This window comes from Streptomyces polyasparticus (genome assembly GCF_014493765.1).
In the GTDB taxonomy this organism is placed as follows: domain Bacteria; phylum Actinomycetota; class Actinomycetes; order Streptomycetales; family Streptomycetaceae; genus Streptomyces; species Streptomyces polyasparticus.
Window position 1 is genome coordinate 139,600 of record NZ_JACTVJ010000016.1, and the last position, 14,255, is coordinate 153,854.

Genomic DNA, 14,255 nt, shown 5'->3' on the forward strand with positions numbered 1-14,255 from the left:
GTGCCATGACCGAACTGCTGTTACTCGCTGCTGTCTTGGTCGTGTTCGCGCTCATATCGCGGGCCAAAGCCCCGGCTCTCTTCTGGACGCTGTTCGGCCTTCCGGCCGCGCTGTACCGGGTGTTCGGCTCCTGGCGCCAGACCCTGGAAGCCTGCGAGCTGACAGTGGCCCCACCCTGGTGGAGGGTGTTCGCTCACAAGGTCGCCGGCTCCGAGACCGCCCGCCCCGGGCTGCCGAAGGTGCGCGGCATCCGCCCCACCAAGACCGGCCTCAGGCTCCGGCTGCGACTGGCTGCGGGACTGGCCCCGGACGATGTGGTGAAGTCGGCCGAACGGCTACGCCATGCCTGGGCCATGCACGCCGTGTACGTGACCGAACTCGGGCCCGGTGTGGTCGAGCTGCGGATGACCGGCTTCGACGTCTTCGACCAGGTACGAATGCCGCGCCGGCTGGTCCCCGGTCCTCTGTCGGTGGTGGTCGCGCTGCGCGAAGACGGCCTGCCCTACGTCCGTGACTACCAGGCCAAGCCGCATGGGCTGATACTGGGCGCGAACCAGTCGGGCAAGTCGATGCTGCAACGCTGCCTGATCAAGGCACTCGCCCCGCTGGATGTGGCGCTGGTCGGAATCGACTGCAAACGCGGCGTGGAACAAGGCCCGTTCGCGCCTCGCCTTTCCGCCCTGGCCACCACCCCCGATGAAGCTGACGGCCTGTTGGATGCGCTGGTCCAGGAGATGGAGGACCTCTTCGACCTGCTGTGCCTGCACCAGGGTATTAGCCCGGGGACCGCCCTGGAGGACATCACCTCGGATATCTGGGGCCTGCCCAAACACCTGCGCCCGGTTCCGATCGTGGTCCTGGTCGACGAGATCGCCGAACTGTTCCTCGTCGCCACCAGCGTGGACACCAAGCGCCGCGATCACATCGTCACCCAGCTCGTACGTCTCGCGCAGTTGTCCCGGGCGGTGGGGATCTATCTGGAGATCTCCGGGCAGCGCTTCGGCGCCGAACTCGGCAAGGGCGCCACCGCCCTGCGGGCCCAGCTCACGAACCGGATCGCGCACCGCTGCAACGACAAGCAGACCGCCGACATGGGCCTCGGCGACATCAGCGAACTCGCCGTACAGGCCGCGACCAGCATCCCGCCACAGCGAGCCGGGACCGCGGTGGCCGGTGACTCCTCCGGCGAGTGGACCCGTATCCGCACCCCGAAGACCTCGATCGGTGAAGTCGCTGAGGTCTGCCGCCAGTTCGCGCACCTGACCCCGGATCTTCCGGCCCTGGCACCGTTCCGCCCGGTGCCTGCCGAAGCGCCCGCGCCGGCTGAGGCCTCGTAGCACCTCTCGCACACCGGTCGGCGTGACCGCCTCGCGCCAAAGCCCTACCCCCGCCATGCCTGAAACCAGAAGGAAGGAACGCCGTGAGCCTCAACGCCTCGTGCCACCCCACCGACACCACCCGCGTCACCTGCTGGACCTACGGCACCTACGCCCCGCCGATCCTGACCATCAAGGAGCCCGGCCAGTCGGACCTCTCGATCTCGGTCTTCCCCACGGAGAAGCTCAGCGTGCACCGCGACTTCGCCCAGCACCTGGTCGAGACCCTGACCGCGTATGTCGCGGCGGTCGACGAGTGGGCGGCCAGTCAGGAAGCCGCCAGCACGTCAGCCAAGGTTCGGTGAGCGCGATGTGTGATCACTGCGGCGACCTGAACCGCACGGTCCTGATGCTCGGCTTCCTCGTGATGTACGCCGAACAGCCCGACCACGACGAACAGTTCGCCGACGTGGTTGGCGGAGCGCTCGCCATGTCGCTGCCGCTGGATGACGCGGCTTCGACGTACGGCCTGCCGCCCGAGCCCGGATCGGAGCGGTGACCGTGCCCGCGAAGAAGCCCCGCACCGGCAAGTCGGCTGTGCCGAAGTGCAAGCCGTGCAAGGGCACCGGCGAGGTCTCCCGGACCGTCCGCGTCGGCCGGAAACACAGGCCCGTCGGGGAGCAGACCGGCATGTGCCTGAGCTGCTTCGGCACCGGTCACGCCCCCACCGAATAGCCCGTCGTCGCCGGGCGGCAGGCCTTCGAGCCCCGCCCCGCGACGGCCCAACCCACTGGAAGGAGGACCCGTGAAGCGCTCGCCGTTCCGCCTCGACTTCGTACTCGTTCAGGCCGTGATCGCCGGGGCCCTGTCCTTCGCTCATCTTCACGACATCGCCCACGCGGCTGGACAGGCTGGCTGGAAGGCCTGGGCCTATCCCATCTCCGTCGACCTGCTCCTCGTGGCCGCGTGGCGTCGGCTCCGCACCGGACACACGCCGCGTCTGGCCTGGTCCTGGTTCCTCGTCGCGCTGGTCGCCTCGCTCGGCGCGAACGTCGCCACCGCCGGATTCCTCGACCTCGAACACCCACCCGCGTGGCTGCGGTTCCTGGTCGCCGGCTGGCCCGCGCTCGCCTTCCTCGGCGGCACCCTCCTCGCCCACGCCCCGGGCGCCGACGAGCAGTCGAAGACCGTACCGGCCGTGGAGATCGAGCGCGACGAACCGCGTGATCCACAGCCTATGGACACCGATCCGGAGCGCGAAAACCCCAACCCGGTCCCGCAGTTGCCGCCTGCGGTCGCCGTGCCGGATGCGCTGCTCACCCAGGCCCGGAAGATCGCTGACGCTCACCGTGCCACGACTGGTGACGAGATCGACGCCGACACCCTCAGCGCCCGACTGCGGGTCCCCGCTCCGATGGCTGCCGCCATCGCCACCCAACTCGCCTGAAAGGAACCGGTCGTGTCCGTCCCGCTGTGGCTTTTCCTCCTGATCGTCGGCTGGCTCGGCGTGAAGCTCTTCCGCCCGCCGCTGTGGCTGGTCGCGGTGCTCCTGCTCGGCGGATACCTCCTCGCCGACACCTTCCTTGCCCCTGCGATCGACTCCGGCACCGAAACCGGCACCAACGTCGTCAATGACCCGCCCAAGTGACCTTGCCCAGAAGGGAGAACCGCCGTGATCCGCCCCGATGCACAACTACGCGCCGGTCACATCCCGGCCGACTTGATCCCCCCGGGCACCGACCCCCGCACCGTGGTCATCGTCCACACCGCGCCCCGCTCGTGGACCGGTCCGGTGCTGCTGATCCTGGCGGGCACGGTCGGCGTCGGCGCCTTGGTCTTCATCACCACCGCAGCCGTGCTGTCCCTGCTGCAAGTCGCCGCGACCACGGCTCTTGCGCTCAAGGCCGCGATTCCCGCCCTGATCGGTGGTGGAGGACTCATCACCTTCGCGGTCAAAGCCCCGAAGTCCGGCGGCAGTCGACCGCCACTCAAGAAACGCTGACCTGCCCCGGGGCGGCCTCTACCGCCAAGTATCCGCCGCCCCGGACGGCACGGCCCCTACCCGACTACGTGAACCGGAAGGACTACCCATCATGCCCGAGCGCCAGATCCCTGCTGGCCGGATCTGCAAAGACTGCGACGGCTTCGCCTCCGTCGCCATCACCGTCGGCGGACGCGACCGACACGGCCACCTGCGCACGATCACCGCCCACTGCCCGGCCTGCAACGGCACTGGCACCACACGCAAGGGAACGGGCAGTCCTGCCCTCCTCGCACAGGTGGGGCGGTGACCGTCATGGGCCTCTTGAACTGGAACTCCTCCCAGCACTACGAGCACGCGGGCGACTACGCCTGCACCCAGTGCGGCAAGCCCACCCCGCTACGCGCCCACTCCGGCGAACCCGTGCACAAGGTCTGCGCGGAGGACTGGAACGACCGCAACCCCAACGCCCCGCGCCACCTTCACGAGGAGCGCGACCTCGGCACCGCGCGCTTCCACTCCGACCCTCCCCGTAAGAACCGTAAGGAGGGTGTCCGATGATGCGCCGTCCTGCGACTTCTCGCCCGACCTCGATCCATCTGTTCTGCGGTGCGGGTGGTGACTCCGACGGTTTCCGTCGGGCCGGCTTCGACGTGGTGCTCGGTGCGAATCACTGGGATCGCGCGGTCGAGACGCACGCAGCGAACTTCCCCGAGGCAGAGCATCTGTGCGTGGACCTGGACCACTACGACATGCGGCGCCTGCCCAAGGCCCGGGTCCTGGTCGGTTCCCCGATCTGCACCGAAGGAAGCCCCGCCGACGGAGTCTCTCGCCCCAAGCCCGCACCCACCGCGGGACAGTTGGATCTGTTTGAGGAAGGCCCGATCGCCGATGCGGCCTGGGAGCGCACCCGGGCGACCGCGTACGACATCCTGCGCGCGGCCGAGGTCCACCACTTCGACGCGGTGGTGTGTGAGAACGTGCCCCGTTTCGCGACCGCTTGGCCGCTGTTCTCCTGGTGGCTGCACGGCATGGAAATCCTGGGCTTCCGCCATCAGATCGTCTCCGTGACCGCCGCGCATATCGGCGACGACGACGGCAACGAGCACGCTCCGCAGTGGCGTGACCGCATCTTCATCGTCTTCACCCGTCGCGAGATGCGCGCCCCGAACCTCGACGTCCGCCCGCCGGCCTGGTGCCCGAGCTGCGAGACCGACGTCTTAGCCGTGCAGTCCTGGCGGATCAACCGCAAGACCAAGCGCCCGCACACGATCGGCAAGTACCGCCAGCAATACGACTTCCGCTGCCCCAACCAGGCGTGCCGACACCAGGTCATCGAGCCGTACGTCCGCCCCGCCGCCACCGCGATCAACTGGACCAACCCCGGCATCCGCATCGGCGACCGCGACACCCTGGGCATGCGCCCCCTCGCCGCCGCGACCCTGCGAAAGATCCGCCTCGGCCTGGCCAAGCACCAGGTACCGACCATGGTCACGGTCAACCACTCCGACCAGCACGACGGCCGCGCCTACCCCGCCCACGCCTCCCCGCTGCCCACCCGCACGGTCCGGATCGGTGACGGGCTTGCGGTGCCTCCGATGCTCGTTCCGGTCGGCGGGAGCTGGAACACCGACCCCGCCATGGTCACGGTGCCGATGCGCACGCGCATGACGCGCGAGAGCGAAGCGCTCTTGGTGCCGGGTGCGTTCATCACTGAGCACCGCGGTGGCGGCTCCACCACTCGCGCCATCGCCGATCCCTTGGCGTCGATCACTGCCGGGGGCAACCATCACGGGCTCGTGATCCCGTACCGCAAGGGCGGGCCCAGCACGACGGGTGTCCCGCTGCACACGATCGCCACCCGTGAATCCGCCGGGGTGGTTCTCGGCGCTGACGCGGACCCGGCGGAGATCGCGTTGGAGGACTGCTACTTCCGGATGCTGTCCCCGCGCGAGCACCTGCGCGCCCAGCGCTTCACCGACGACTACACCGTCCTCGGGCACGGCGGAGAGCAGACCAAACAGGCAGGCAACGCCGTACCCGCCAACGTCGCCCAGTGGATCGCCTCCCGCCTGCTGGAGGTGCTCTGATGACCAACTCCGTCGCACTGCCTGAGGTTCGCGCGCTCACTCTGTGGCAGCCCTGGGCGTCCGCCATGGCCTACGGCACCAAGCGGATAGAGAACCGCCGTTGGGCCACCGACTACCGCGGCTGGGTCCTCATTCACGCCGGACTCACCCTCGACCGCCAGGCCTACGATCTGCCGCTCGCCCGGCCGTTCCTCAAACGCCCCCAACCCCGAGGCGCCATCGTCGCCGTGAGCCGGCTCGTCGACTGCCACGAGAACGACGGCTACTGCACCCTGTGGTCCACCCCCGGACAGTGGCACTGGGAGTTCACCGACCTCCGCACCCTCGCCAGGCCGCTGCCCTGGCCCGGTGCACGCGGCCTGTGGACACCCACGCCCCAACTCATCGCCTCCGTACGGGAGGTGATCGCCCATGCCTGACACGAACACCCTCGACCCGGTCGTCCTCGCGGACGTACTGCGGGTCGCATCCGCCGCAGACTTCGAGCAGTGGCGCGAACAAATCCGGCGCACCGGGGGCTGCTCCAACCCGATCCATCTGACGGGCTGGTCGGTGGTCAAGGACAAGACCACGGGCCAAGTGCTGCACCACACCGACACCGGGGAACAGCCCGGAGGCCGGCTTCGGGTTGCCTGCGGGAATCGCCGCGCTTCCCGCTGCCAGCCGTGCGCGTACCTGTATGCCGGGGATGCCTACCGGATCATCCGTGCCGGACTCGCCGGGGACGATGCCATCGGAATCCGCCAAGAGGTCCGCGAACACCCCCGGGTCTTCCTCACCCTGACCGCACCCTCGTTCGGCCGCGTCCACAATATCCCCGACACCGGAGCACGCTGCCGCTGCGGCACCCACCATGCAATGGCCGATCCTGCCCTCGGCACGCCACTCGACCCCGAAACGTACGACTACGCGGGTGCGGTGCTGTTCAACAACCACGCGGGCGAACTGTGGCACCGCTTCATCAACCGGCTCCGCCGCGAACTCGCCACCCGCGCAGGCATCACCCAGACCGCATTCCGCGAGACCGCCCGCCTGACCTTCGCGAAGGTCGCCGAATTTCAGGACCGTGGCGCGATCCACTTCCACGCCGTGATCCGCCTCGACGGACCCGACGGGCCCGATTCCGCGCCGCCTTCCTGGGCCACTCTCGATCTGCTCACCGACGCCATCCGCGCGGCACGCAAGCACCCGTACACCGCGGTCACGGTGCCCGCGAGAAGTGACCAGCCGACCCGCGTCCTGCGCTGGGGCATCAAGGACGACGTCCGACCGATCAAGGCCTTCGGTACCGATGACGTCAGTGAAGGCAAGGTCGCCGCCTACGTCGCCAAGTACGCCACCAAGGCGGCCGAAACGACCGGCACCCTCGACCGCCGCATCGGTGAACTGACCGAACTCGACCGCGCCCACGTTCCCGAGCACGCCCGCCGACTGATCCGCGCCTGCCACGACCTGAACCCGCTCTACCCCGACCGCAAACTCTGGCAGTGGGCCCACATGCTCGGCTTCCGAGGCCACTTCCTCACCAAATCCCGGGCGTACTCCACCACCTTCGGCGAACGCCGTGGAGTCCGTGCCGACTACCGCGCCGCGCAACAGCGCGAACACCTCGGCCTGCCCGACCTGGACACCACGCTCGTCCTCGCGCACTGGCAGTACGCCGGCCACGGACACACCCCCGGCGAATCCGCCCTCGCCGCATCCATCGCCCACGACATCGCCCTCAACCGCGAAACCGCCCGCGAAGAACTGCTCGACCAACGCGCCTCGGAAGGAGCTGCAGCATGAGCACAACAGTGATCCAACGCAAGTGGTACACGACGGCGGAGGTCGCCGAGATGCTCGGCTACGGCCTCTCCAAGACCAAGATGCTCGTGCTCACCGGGCAGATCCGCTCGGTCAAAGACGGAGGCAACCGCCGCATCCTGCCGCGCTGGGTGGATGAGTACGTCGAACGTCGCGCTGCGGAAGCCGAAGCGGAGTGGTCGGTATGAGCGGCAAGCGAGGCAACGGCGAAGGCTCCATCTACCCGTACAAGAACGGCTTTGCCGCGTACGTCTGGGCCACCACTCCAACCGGCGAGCGCAAGCGGAAGTACGTCTACGGCAAGACGCGTCCCGAGACACACGACAAGTGGCTCAAGCTCCACGGCGAGGCCAAGAAGGGCCCTGTCGCGACCAGTTCGCCGACGCTCGCGCAGTACCTCGCGTACTGGCTCAGGGACGTGGTGAAGCCTGAACTCAAGCCCAAGACTGCCGAGACGTACGCGATGCATGTCCGGCTGTACATCGTCCCGGGCATCGGGCACAAGCGGCTCGACAAGCTCACCGTGCGGGATGTCCGTACCTGGCTGAACAAGCTCATGGACGAATGCCAGTGCTGCGCTCAGGGCAAGGACGTCAAGCGCCCGAAGGACGAGCAGAAGTGCTGCGCGCTCGGCGACTGCTGCGCGCAGGTTCCGTCTCGCCGCACGGTCCAGGATGCTCGCGCGGTGCTCCGCTCGGCGCTCACTCATGCCATGACCGAGGAGCTGATCCCGAGGAACGTCGCCGGCCTCGTCAAGGTCCGCTCCGCCCGGAAGCGCAAGCGTGAGCCCTGGTCAGTGGAGGAGGCCCGTACGTTCCTCGAAGCTGCCCGGACGGCTGCGGACCCCATGTACGCGGCGTACGTGCTCGTCCTCGTGCTGGGCTTCCGCCGCGGTGAGGTGCTGGGTCTCACCTGGAAGAGCGTGAACCTCGACGCGGGAGAGATCACGGCGCAGCACCAGCTACAGCGGATCGATCGCCGGCTGGTGCACGGTGAGACCAAGACCGAGGCGTCGACCGCGACCCTGCCGCTGCCTGAGATCTGCGTCACGGCGCTGCGGCTCCGGCAGAAGGTTCAGGAGTCAGCCCGGAAGGCGGCCGGTGAGCTGTGGTCCGACTTGGACTTCGTGTTCACGACCCGGACCGGTACCCCGATCGATCCGCGCAACTTCAACCGCCAGTTCGCGAACCGCAGCGCGAAGGCCGGTGTGCGCCGTATCCGTCTGCATGACACGCGCCACACCTGTGGGTCGCTGCTCGCCGCGCTCGACGTTCATCCTCGGGTCGCGATGCAGATCCTCCGGCACAGCAAGATCGCCGTGACGATGGAGGTGTACACCCACATCCCAACTCCGGATACGCGCAAAGCGCTGAAGAAGCTCGGGAAGCATCTGGGCCCGCAAGATCCGGTGTAGTTGCTGTACTTCGCTGCTGTACAACGCCAAAGAGCCCCAGCCGGACGAATCCGACTGGGGCTCTGAGCTGCGGTGGACCTGTGGGGATTTGAACCCCAGACCCCCTCGATGCGAACGAGGTGCGCTACCAGACTGCGCCACAGGCCCTTGCAACGAGTGAAACTTTAGCACCCCGATCGGGGTGCTTGGAAATCCGTTCCGTCCAGGTCAGGTGGAGGGCCCGGAAGAGGCCTCACTCGTTGGCCGCGCGCGGGCGCTCGGGGTCCGCGTACTGGTCGAAGAGCGGGGTGCGGCCGCGCTCGCGCGAACGCCGTCCCGAGGCGGCGCGGCGCGCGGCGGCCTGCGGGTCGGGCTTGGCCGCGGGCCGGGCTTCCTGCTCTTCGTGCTCCTCGGCGGGTGCGGCGGCCCGGCGGTCGTTCTGCCCGACCGTCGAGGAGCGCGCCGAGCTCCAGGTGTCCGGCGCCCCGAGGTCGACCTCGCTGTGGGCGCGGGGCGCGACCGGCGCGGTGACGTACGTGGGCAGCGGGACCGGCACGGGCTCCCAGCTGTCGCCGCGGGCACCGCCGCGCTCGCGCTCACGCTGCTGGTCGACCCACTCGGCGTGATCGGTCTGCTCGACAAGGGCGCGCCGGTCGGCGGCGAGGTCGGGCCCGGCCGCGGCGCTCTCGCGGGCGGCACTCTCGCGGCGCTGTGCGGCGCTGCGCTCGCGGACGCGGCGCGCGGCGGCCTCGGCGCGGCGGCGGTCCATCACGTACGCGAAGCGCCGGCGTTCCTGGGCCCGCAGATGAAGGATGTACGCGCTCAGGAGCAGGGCGGGCAGCGCGGGCGCCCACAGGAGCCTGAGCCCGCCGACCGCGGCGACGACGGCCCCGAGGGTGAAGCCGAGAAAGAGCATCATCGTGGTGCGCCTGCGGCGGGCGAGCACCTTCGAGCGGCGGGCGCGCGCGGCGGCCTGCGGATCGGGGCGGCGCTCCGGGGACTTGGCGCGGTCGGCGGCCTGGGGGCGCTCGGCCGCCTCGGTCCGTTCGGGCACCCGGTCCGGTTCGGGGACCTGGGCGGCCTCGGGCGCCTCGGGCGCCGTGGGCGCGGCGAAGGACCGGACGTCGACGGATCCCGTCAGGGGCTCCGCGACGGCCGGTTCGGACCCGGGCTCGTCGCTCTCGCCGCGGGCCTTGAGGCCCTTGGCGTAGCGGCGCTCCATCCCCGCCCGTCCGGACAGCAGACGGATGGCGGTGGAGAAGCGTTCCGTCGGACGGGCTTCATTGAGCTCGTCCTGCCTACGGAGCCACATCGGCACCAAGTAGGCGGCCCAGGCCCCGACGATGACTGCGTAGATGAGGCCGCTGCTGCTCACGCCTCACACGGTAGAGGGGTTTCGGTGAGGCCATCTGCCAATTGGCCCGGTGTGTCGCACGATCTGGCTGATATCTCGAACTTTTTTTGTGACTGATGCGATCAGCAGGCTTCGATTACAGGCATATTCACGGTCAAACGCCGGTCATTTTCGAACAAGCATTTCATTTCTGCTGTTCGTGATCCTGCGCGATCCCTTGTCCGCGATCCTGCTGGTGACGCTCGCGTTCCTGCTCCTGGGCGGCCAGTCTGCGCGACTGGTGCCACCGGTTGAGCAGCCCTTCGGGCACCTCTTCCGCGGTCAGCGCGAACACCAGATGATCGCGCCACCCTCCATCAATGTGGAGATAGCGTGGACGAAGTCCTTCCGAACGGAATCCGAGTTTCTCGACGACTCTGCGGCTCGGTGTGTTCTCGGGGCGAATACAGACTTCCATGCGGTGCAGACCGACCGTACGGAAGCAGTGGTCGACCGCGAGCGCGACCGAGGTCGGCATGACACCGCGGCCCGCGACCGACTGGTCCACCCAGTAGCCGACATGGCCCGAGCACATCGAGCCCCAGGTGATCCCGGCGACCGTGAGCTGGCCGACCAGCCTTCCCTCGTACTCGATGACGAAGGGCAGCATCCGGCCCGCGTTGGCCTCCGCGCGCAGATGGCGGACCATCTGCCGGTACGTGGGCCGCTGGATGGGCGGTGCGCCGGGCGCGGGCGGCGGGATGGTCGCCTCCCAGGGGCGCAGCCAGTCCCGGTTGCGGCGGTTGACCTCGCGCCAGGTGCGCTGGTCGCGCATCTTTATGGGCCGGAGGACGATATCGCCGTCCACCAGCTCCACCGGCCAGGAAGGGCTGTTCAGCTCGGGCTCCCCGTACTTTGGTCGGCGGGCCTGGGGTGGTCACCGCCGTGCAGCTGCTCGACCGCGTGGACCAGGACGGACTCCAGTACGGCGAGCCCGTCGCGCACTCCCCCGGTCGAGCCCGGCAGGTTCACGATCAGGGTGCGGCCCGCGACGCCTGCCAGGCCCCTCGACAGAGCGGCGGCCGGCACCTTGTCCCGGCTGAACGCCCGTACGGCCTCGGGGATTCCGGGCACTTCGTAGTCGATGACGCGGCGGGTGGCGTCCGGGGTCGCGTCGGTGGGCGAGATGCCGGTGCCGCCGGTCGTGACGATCACGTCGTACGCGGCCTCGACGCCGGCCCGCAGCGCGGCCTCGACCGGATCGCCGTCCGGGACGACCTGCGGTCCTTCGACCTCGAAGCCGAGCGCGCGCAGGCCTTCGGCGAGGATCGGGCCGCCCTTGTCGGGGTAGACCCCGGCGGCGGCGCGGTTGGACGCGGTGACGACGAGCGCGCGATACGTCATGCCCGGCTCCAGTCGCCCGACTTGCCGCCCGACTTGGACTCGACCCGTACGTCCGTGATGACCGCGCCCTTGTCGACGGCCTTGACCATGTCGACCACCGTGAGGCCCGCGACCGACACCGCGGTCAGGGCCTCCATCTCGACGCCGGTGCGGCCCGTGGTCTTCACCGTGGCCTGGATCTCCACCGCGTCGTCCGCGACCGACAGGTCGAGCTTGACCCCGGCGATGTCCAGCGGGTGGCAGAGCGGGATCAGGTCGGAGCACTTCTTGGCGCCCATGATTCCGGCGATACGGGCGGTCGCGAGGGCATCGCCCTTGGGCATGCCCTCGCCGCGCAGCAGCGAGATCACCTGGGGCGTCACGAGTACGCGGCCCGAGGCACGGGCGATGCGCTCGGTCATGTCCTTCCCGGACACGTCGACCATGCGGGCGGCGCCCGCCTCGTCGATATGGGTCAAGCGGTCCTGCGTGCTCACGTGCTGCTGCGCTCCCGGTCGGGCCGTGTGCGGCCGTGCGCGTGCCCCGTGCGGAGGGCCGTGCGCGGGCCGTGTGTGGGCGACACGGTACCGGTAGCAGGTGGGGTGCGGTCGGCGAGGACCGGGAGGATCAGGACTCGCGCGCCTGCGGAGGCTCGATACCCCGGAACTTCTCCTCAGCCGAGCGGGATCACGTCCAGCTCGGTCCCGGGCGCGACCTCCGCCACGTCCTCCGGCACCACGATCAGGCAGTCCGCCTGCGCGAGCGCCGCGATCAGATGCGAGCCGGCCCCGCCGACGGGACGGACGACGCCCGCCTCCGCGTCGTAGGAGCCGCGCAGGAACTGGCGCTTGCCCTTCGGGGACGACAGCGCCTCGTCGCAGCGCAGCTCGGCGCGCACGCTCGGGCGGTTGACCTCGGGCAGGCCCATGAGGGCGCGGATGGCCGGGCGTACGAACAGCTCGAAGGAGACATACGACGACACCGGGTTGCCGGGCAGCGCGAGCAGCGGGGTGTGGTCGGGGCCGATGGAGCCGAAGCCCTGGGGCTTGCCCGGCTGCATGGCGAGCTTGCGGAACTCGATGCCCGCGCCCGCCTCGTCCTCGTCGCCCACGCTCTGCAGCGCTTCCTTGACCACGTCGTACGCGCCGACGCTGACCCCGCCCGTCGTGACCAGCAGATCCGCGCGGATCAGCTGGTCCTCGATGGTGGAGCGCAGGGTCTCGGCGTCGTCCGCGACCGCACCGACGCGGTAGGCGATGGCCCCGGCGTCGCGGGCCGCGGCGGTCAGCGCGAAGGAGTTGGAGTCGTAGATCTGGCCGGGGCCCAATTCCTCGCCCGGCTGCGTCAGTTCGCTGCCCGTGGACATCACGACCACGCGCGGCCGGGGCCGTACCCGTACCGTCGCACGGCCGATCGCAGCGAGCAGGGCGATCTGGGAGGGGCCGAGCACGGTGCCCGCGGCGAGCGCCTGCTCGCCGGCCTGGACATCGCTGCCCTGGGCGCGGACATGCGCCCGGGCACCGGCGGGCCGGTGCACCCTGACCTCGCCCGATGCGCCCTCGGGGGACGCGCTGTGCGGGGTCATCGTGCCGACCGGGCCCGCGCCGAGGCCGCCGTCGGTCCACTCGACCGGGACCACCGCTTCCGCGCCGGGCGGCAGCGGTGCCCCGGTCATGATGCGCGCGGCCTGGCCGGCGCCCACGGTCAGTTCGCCCGGACTGCCCGCCGCGACATCCCCGATGACCTCGAGGACGGCGGGGAACTCCTCGCTGGCGCCCTCGACATCGGCGACCCGGACGGCATAGCCGTCCATGGAGCTGTTGTCGAAGGGCGGCAGCGACAGCGGGACGGTGACGTCGTCGACGAGGACACAGCCCTGGGCGTCCAGGAGCTGGAGCTCGATGGGCTCCAGCGGCTGGACGGTCGCCAGGATGTCCTCGAGGTGCTCGGTCACCGACCACACGTGGGCGGCCTGATCCGTGGTGCTGCTGCTCAAGACTGCTGCATCTCCTCGGTGACGTAACTCTGAAGCCAGGTCCGGAAGTCCGGGCCCAGGTCTTCACGTTCGCACGCGAGCCGGACGATGGCACGAAGGTAGTCACCGCGGTCACCGGTGTCATAGCGGCGGCCCTTGAAGACCACGCCGTGCACCGGGCCGCCCTCGTCGGACGTCGCGAGCTTCTGCAGCGCGTCGGTGAGCTGGATCTCGCCGCCGCGGCCGGGCTCGGTCTCCCGCAGTATGGCGAAGATCTGCGGAGCGAGTACATAGCGGCCGATGATCGCGAGATTGCTCGGCGCCTCGGCGGCGTCCGGCTTCTCGATCAGGCCGGTGATCTGCACGACGTCCTCGTCGGCGGTCGGCTTGACCGCGGCGCAGCCGTACAGGTGGATCTGCGCGGGGTCGACCTCCATCAGCGCGATGACGCTGCCGCCCTCGCGGGCCTGGATCTCGACCATGCGCTGCAGGAGCGGGTCGCGGGCGTCGATGAGGTCGTCGCCGAGGAGGACCGCGAAGGGCTCGTTGCCCACGTGCGGGGCCGCGCACAGGACGGCGTGGCCGAGACCCTTGGGGTCGCCCTGGCGCACATAGTGCATGGTGGCGAGGTCGCTGGACTCCTGGACCTTGGCGAGGCGGTCGGCGTCGCCCTTCTTGGACAGGGCGGATTCCAGCTCGTAATTCCGGTCGAAGTGGTCCTCGAGCGGGCGCTTGTTGCGGCCGGTGACCATCAGGACGTCGGACAGGCCGGCCGCAACCGCCTCTTCCACCACGTACTGGATGGCCGGCTTGTCGACCACCGGGAGCATTTCCTTCGGGGTCGCTTTGGTGGCCGGCAGGAAGCGGGTGCCGAGACCGGCTGCCGGGATGACAGCCTTGGTGATCGTGGGGCGCTCAGTCATGTCCCGCACCTTATCTGCCGAGAATGGGCGGAAGCTTTGCCTCCGGTTAATTCAT

At 69.6% G+C, this 14,255-nt stretch carries 20 protein-coding genes and 1 tRNA gene; 14 read left to right on the forward strand and 7 right to left on the reverse strand.

The genetic code is table 11. From position 1 onward, the window contains the following. The first annotated feature begins 5 nt into the window (after positions 1–5). The 14 genes from H9Y04_RS30365 (at position 6) to H9Y04_RS30425 (ending at position 8,607) form a co-directional block, all read left to right on the forward strand. Positions 6–1,337, forward strand: a complete 1,332-nt coding sequence (locus H9Y04_RS30365) for an FtsK/SpoIIIE domain-containing protein (RefSeq protein WP_187817293.1) — start codon at positions 6–8, stop codon at positions 1,335–1,337. 83 nt (positions 1,338–1,420) lie between these two features. After that, positions 1,421–1,681: a hypothetical protein gene (locus tag H9Y04_RS30370; protein WP_187817294.1), complete on the forward strand. Its 261-nt coding sequence runs from the start codon at positions 1,421–1,423 to the stop codon at positions 1,679–1,681. Between the two features lie 5 nt (positions 1,682–1,686). Next, positions 1,687–1,875, forward strand: a complete 189-nt coding sequence (locus H9Y04_RS30375; RefSeq protein ID WP_187817295.1) for a hypothetical protein — start codon at positions 1,687–1,689, stop codon at positions 1,873–1,875. Then, positions 1,872–2,051, forward strand: a complete 180-nt coding sequence (locus H9Y04_RS48700) for a hypothetical protein (protein WP_438818168.1) — start codon at positions 1,872–1,874, stop codon at positions 2,049–2,051. Before H9Y04_RS30375 ends, H9Y04_RS48700 begins: the two co-directional genes overlap by 4 nt. A 70-nt stretch (positions 2,052–2,121) precedes the next feature. Then, entirely contained in the window at positions 2,122–2,763 is a 642-nt protein-coding gene (locus H9Y04_RS30380; RefSeq protein WP_187817296.1) for a DUF2637 domain-containing protein, read from the forward strand. Between the two features lie 12 nt (positions 2,764–2,775). Further along, on the forward strand, positions 2,776–2,964 hold the full coding sequence (locus tag H9Y04_RS30385; RefSeq protein ID WP_187817297.1) for a hypothetical protein: 189 nt from the start codon (positions 2,776–2,778) through the stop codon (positions 2,962–2,964). Between the two features lie 24 nt (positions 2,965–2,988). Further along, the gene (locus H9Y04_RS30390; protein WP_187817298.1) at positions 2,989–3,318 is read left to right on the forward strand and encodes a hypothetical protein; all 330 of its coding nucleotides are present in this window, start codon (positions 2,989–2,991) and stop codon (positions 3,316–3,318) included. A gap of 91 nt (positions 3,319–3,409) precedes the next feature. Beyond that, positions 3,410–3,607, forward strand: a complete 198-nt coding sequence (locus tag H9Y04_RS30395) for a hypothetical protein (RefSeq protein WP_187817299.1) — start codon at positions 3,410–3,412, stop codon at positions 3,605–3,607. Between the two features lie 5 nt (positions 3,608–3,612). Next, entirely contained in the window at positions 3,613–3,858 is a 246-nt protein-coding gene (locus H9Y04_RS30400; protein WP_187817300.1) for a hypothetical protein, read from the forward strand. Then, a complete protein-coding gene (locus tag H9Y04_RS30405; protein WP_236071652.1) occupies positions 3,855–5,387 on the forward strand; it encodes a DNA cytosine methyltransferase in 1,533 nt (510 codons plus the stop codon). Before H9Y04_RS30400 ends, H9Y04_RS30405 begins: the two co-directional genes overlap by 4 nt. Beyond that, positions 5,387–5,806, forward strand: coding sequence for an ASCH domain-containing protein (locus H9Y04_RS30410; RefSeq protein ID WP_187817301.1), 420 nt, complete (start codon positions 5,387–5,389; stop codon positions 5,804–5,806). Before H9Y04_RS30405 ends, H9Y04_RS30410 begins: the two co-directional genes overlap by 1 nt. Next, entirely contained in the window at positions 5,799–7,175 is a 1,377-nt protein-coding gene (gene repSA / locus H9Y04_RS30415; RefSeq protein ID WP_187817302.1) for a replication initiator protein RepSA, read from the forward strand. Before H9Y04_RS30410 ends, repSA begins: the two co-directional genes overlap by 8 nt. Continuing rightward, positions 7,172–7,381, forward strand: coding sequence for an excisionase family DNA-binding protein (locus H9Y04_RS30420; RefSeq protein ID WP_187817303.1), 210 nt, complete (start codon positions 7,172–7,174; stop codon positions 7,379–7,381). Before repSA ends, H9Y04_RS30420 begins: the two co-directional genes overlap by 4 nt. After that, positions 7,378–8,607 carry a site-specific integrase gene (locus tag H9Y04_RS30425; protein ID WP_187817304.1) on the forward strand — a complete coding sequence of 410 codons (1,230 nt, stop codon included), beginning with the start codon at positions 7,378–7,380 and terminating at the stop codon, positions 8,605–8,607. The genes H9Y04_RS30420 and H9Y04_RS30425 overlap by 4 nt, the downstream gene beginning before the upstream one ends. Before the next feature lie 73 nt (positions 8,608–8,680). Here H9Y04_RS30425 and H9Y04_RS30430 read toward each other — a convergent pair. The 7 genes from H9Y04_RS30430 to galU all read right to left on the reverse strand — a co-directional run bounded on the left by H9Y04_RS30430 (position 8,681) and on the right by galU (position 14,200). Next, positions 8,681–8,754, reverse strand: a tRNA-Ala gene (locus tag H9Y04_RS30430). An 85-nt stretch (positions 8,755–8,839) separates the two neighbouring features. After that, positions 8,840–9,961, reverse strand: a complete 1,122-nt coding sequence (gene sepX / locus H9Y04_RS30435) for a divisome protein SepX/GlpR (protein ID WP_187817305.1) — start codon at positions 9,959–9,961, stop codon at positions 8,840–8,842. Positions 9,962–10,124: 163 nt separating this feature from the next. Further along, positions 10,125–10,796: a GNAT family N-acetyltransferase gene (locus tag H9Y04_RS30440; RefSeq protein ID WP_308801210.1), complete on the reverse strand. Its 672-nt coding sequence runs from the start codon at positions 10,794–10,796 to the stop codon at positions 10,125–10,127. A 17-nt stretch (positions 10,797–10,813) separates the two neighbouring features. Further along, the gene (locus H9Y04_RS30445) at positions 10,814–11,323 is read right to left on the reverse strand and encodes a MogA/MoaB family molybdenum cofactor biosynthesis protein (RefSeq protein ID WP_187817306.1); all 510 of its coding nucleotides are present in this window, start codon (positions 11,321–11,323) and stop codon (positions 10,814–10,816) included. Then, entirely contained in the window at positions 11,320–11,748 is a 429-nt protein-coding gene (moaC, locus tag H9Y04_RS30450; protein WP_236071676.1) for a cyclic pyranopterin monophosphate synthase MoaC, read from the reverse strand. Before moaC ends, H9Y04_RS30445 begins: the two co-directional genes overlap by 4 nt. 227 nt (positions 11,749–11,975) lie before the next feature. Continuing rightward, the gene (gene glp / locus H9Y04_RS30455; protein ID WP_187817308.1) at positions 11,976–13,298 is read right to left on the reverse strand and encodes a molybdotransferase-like divisome protein Glp; all 1,323 of its coding nucleotides are present in this window, start codon (positions 13,296–13,298) and stop codon (positions 11,976–11,978) included. Then, complete coding sequence (galU, locus tag H9Y04_RS30460) at positions 13,295–14,200, reverse strand: UTP--glucose-1-phosphate uridylyltransferase GalU (RefSeq protein ID WP_187817309.1); 906 nt, start codon at positions 14,198–14,200, stop codon at positions 13,295–13,297. The genes glp and galU overlap by 4 nt, the downstream gene beginning before the upstream one ends. Between the last annotated feature and the right edge of the window lie 55 nt (positions 14,201–14,255).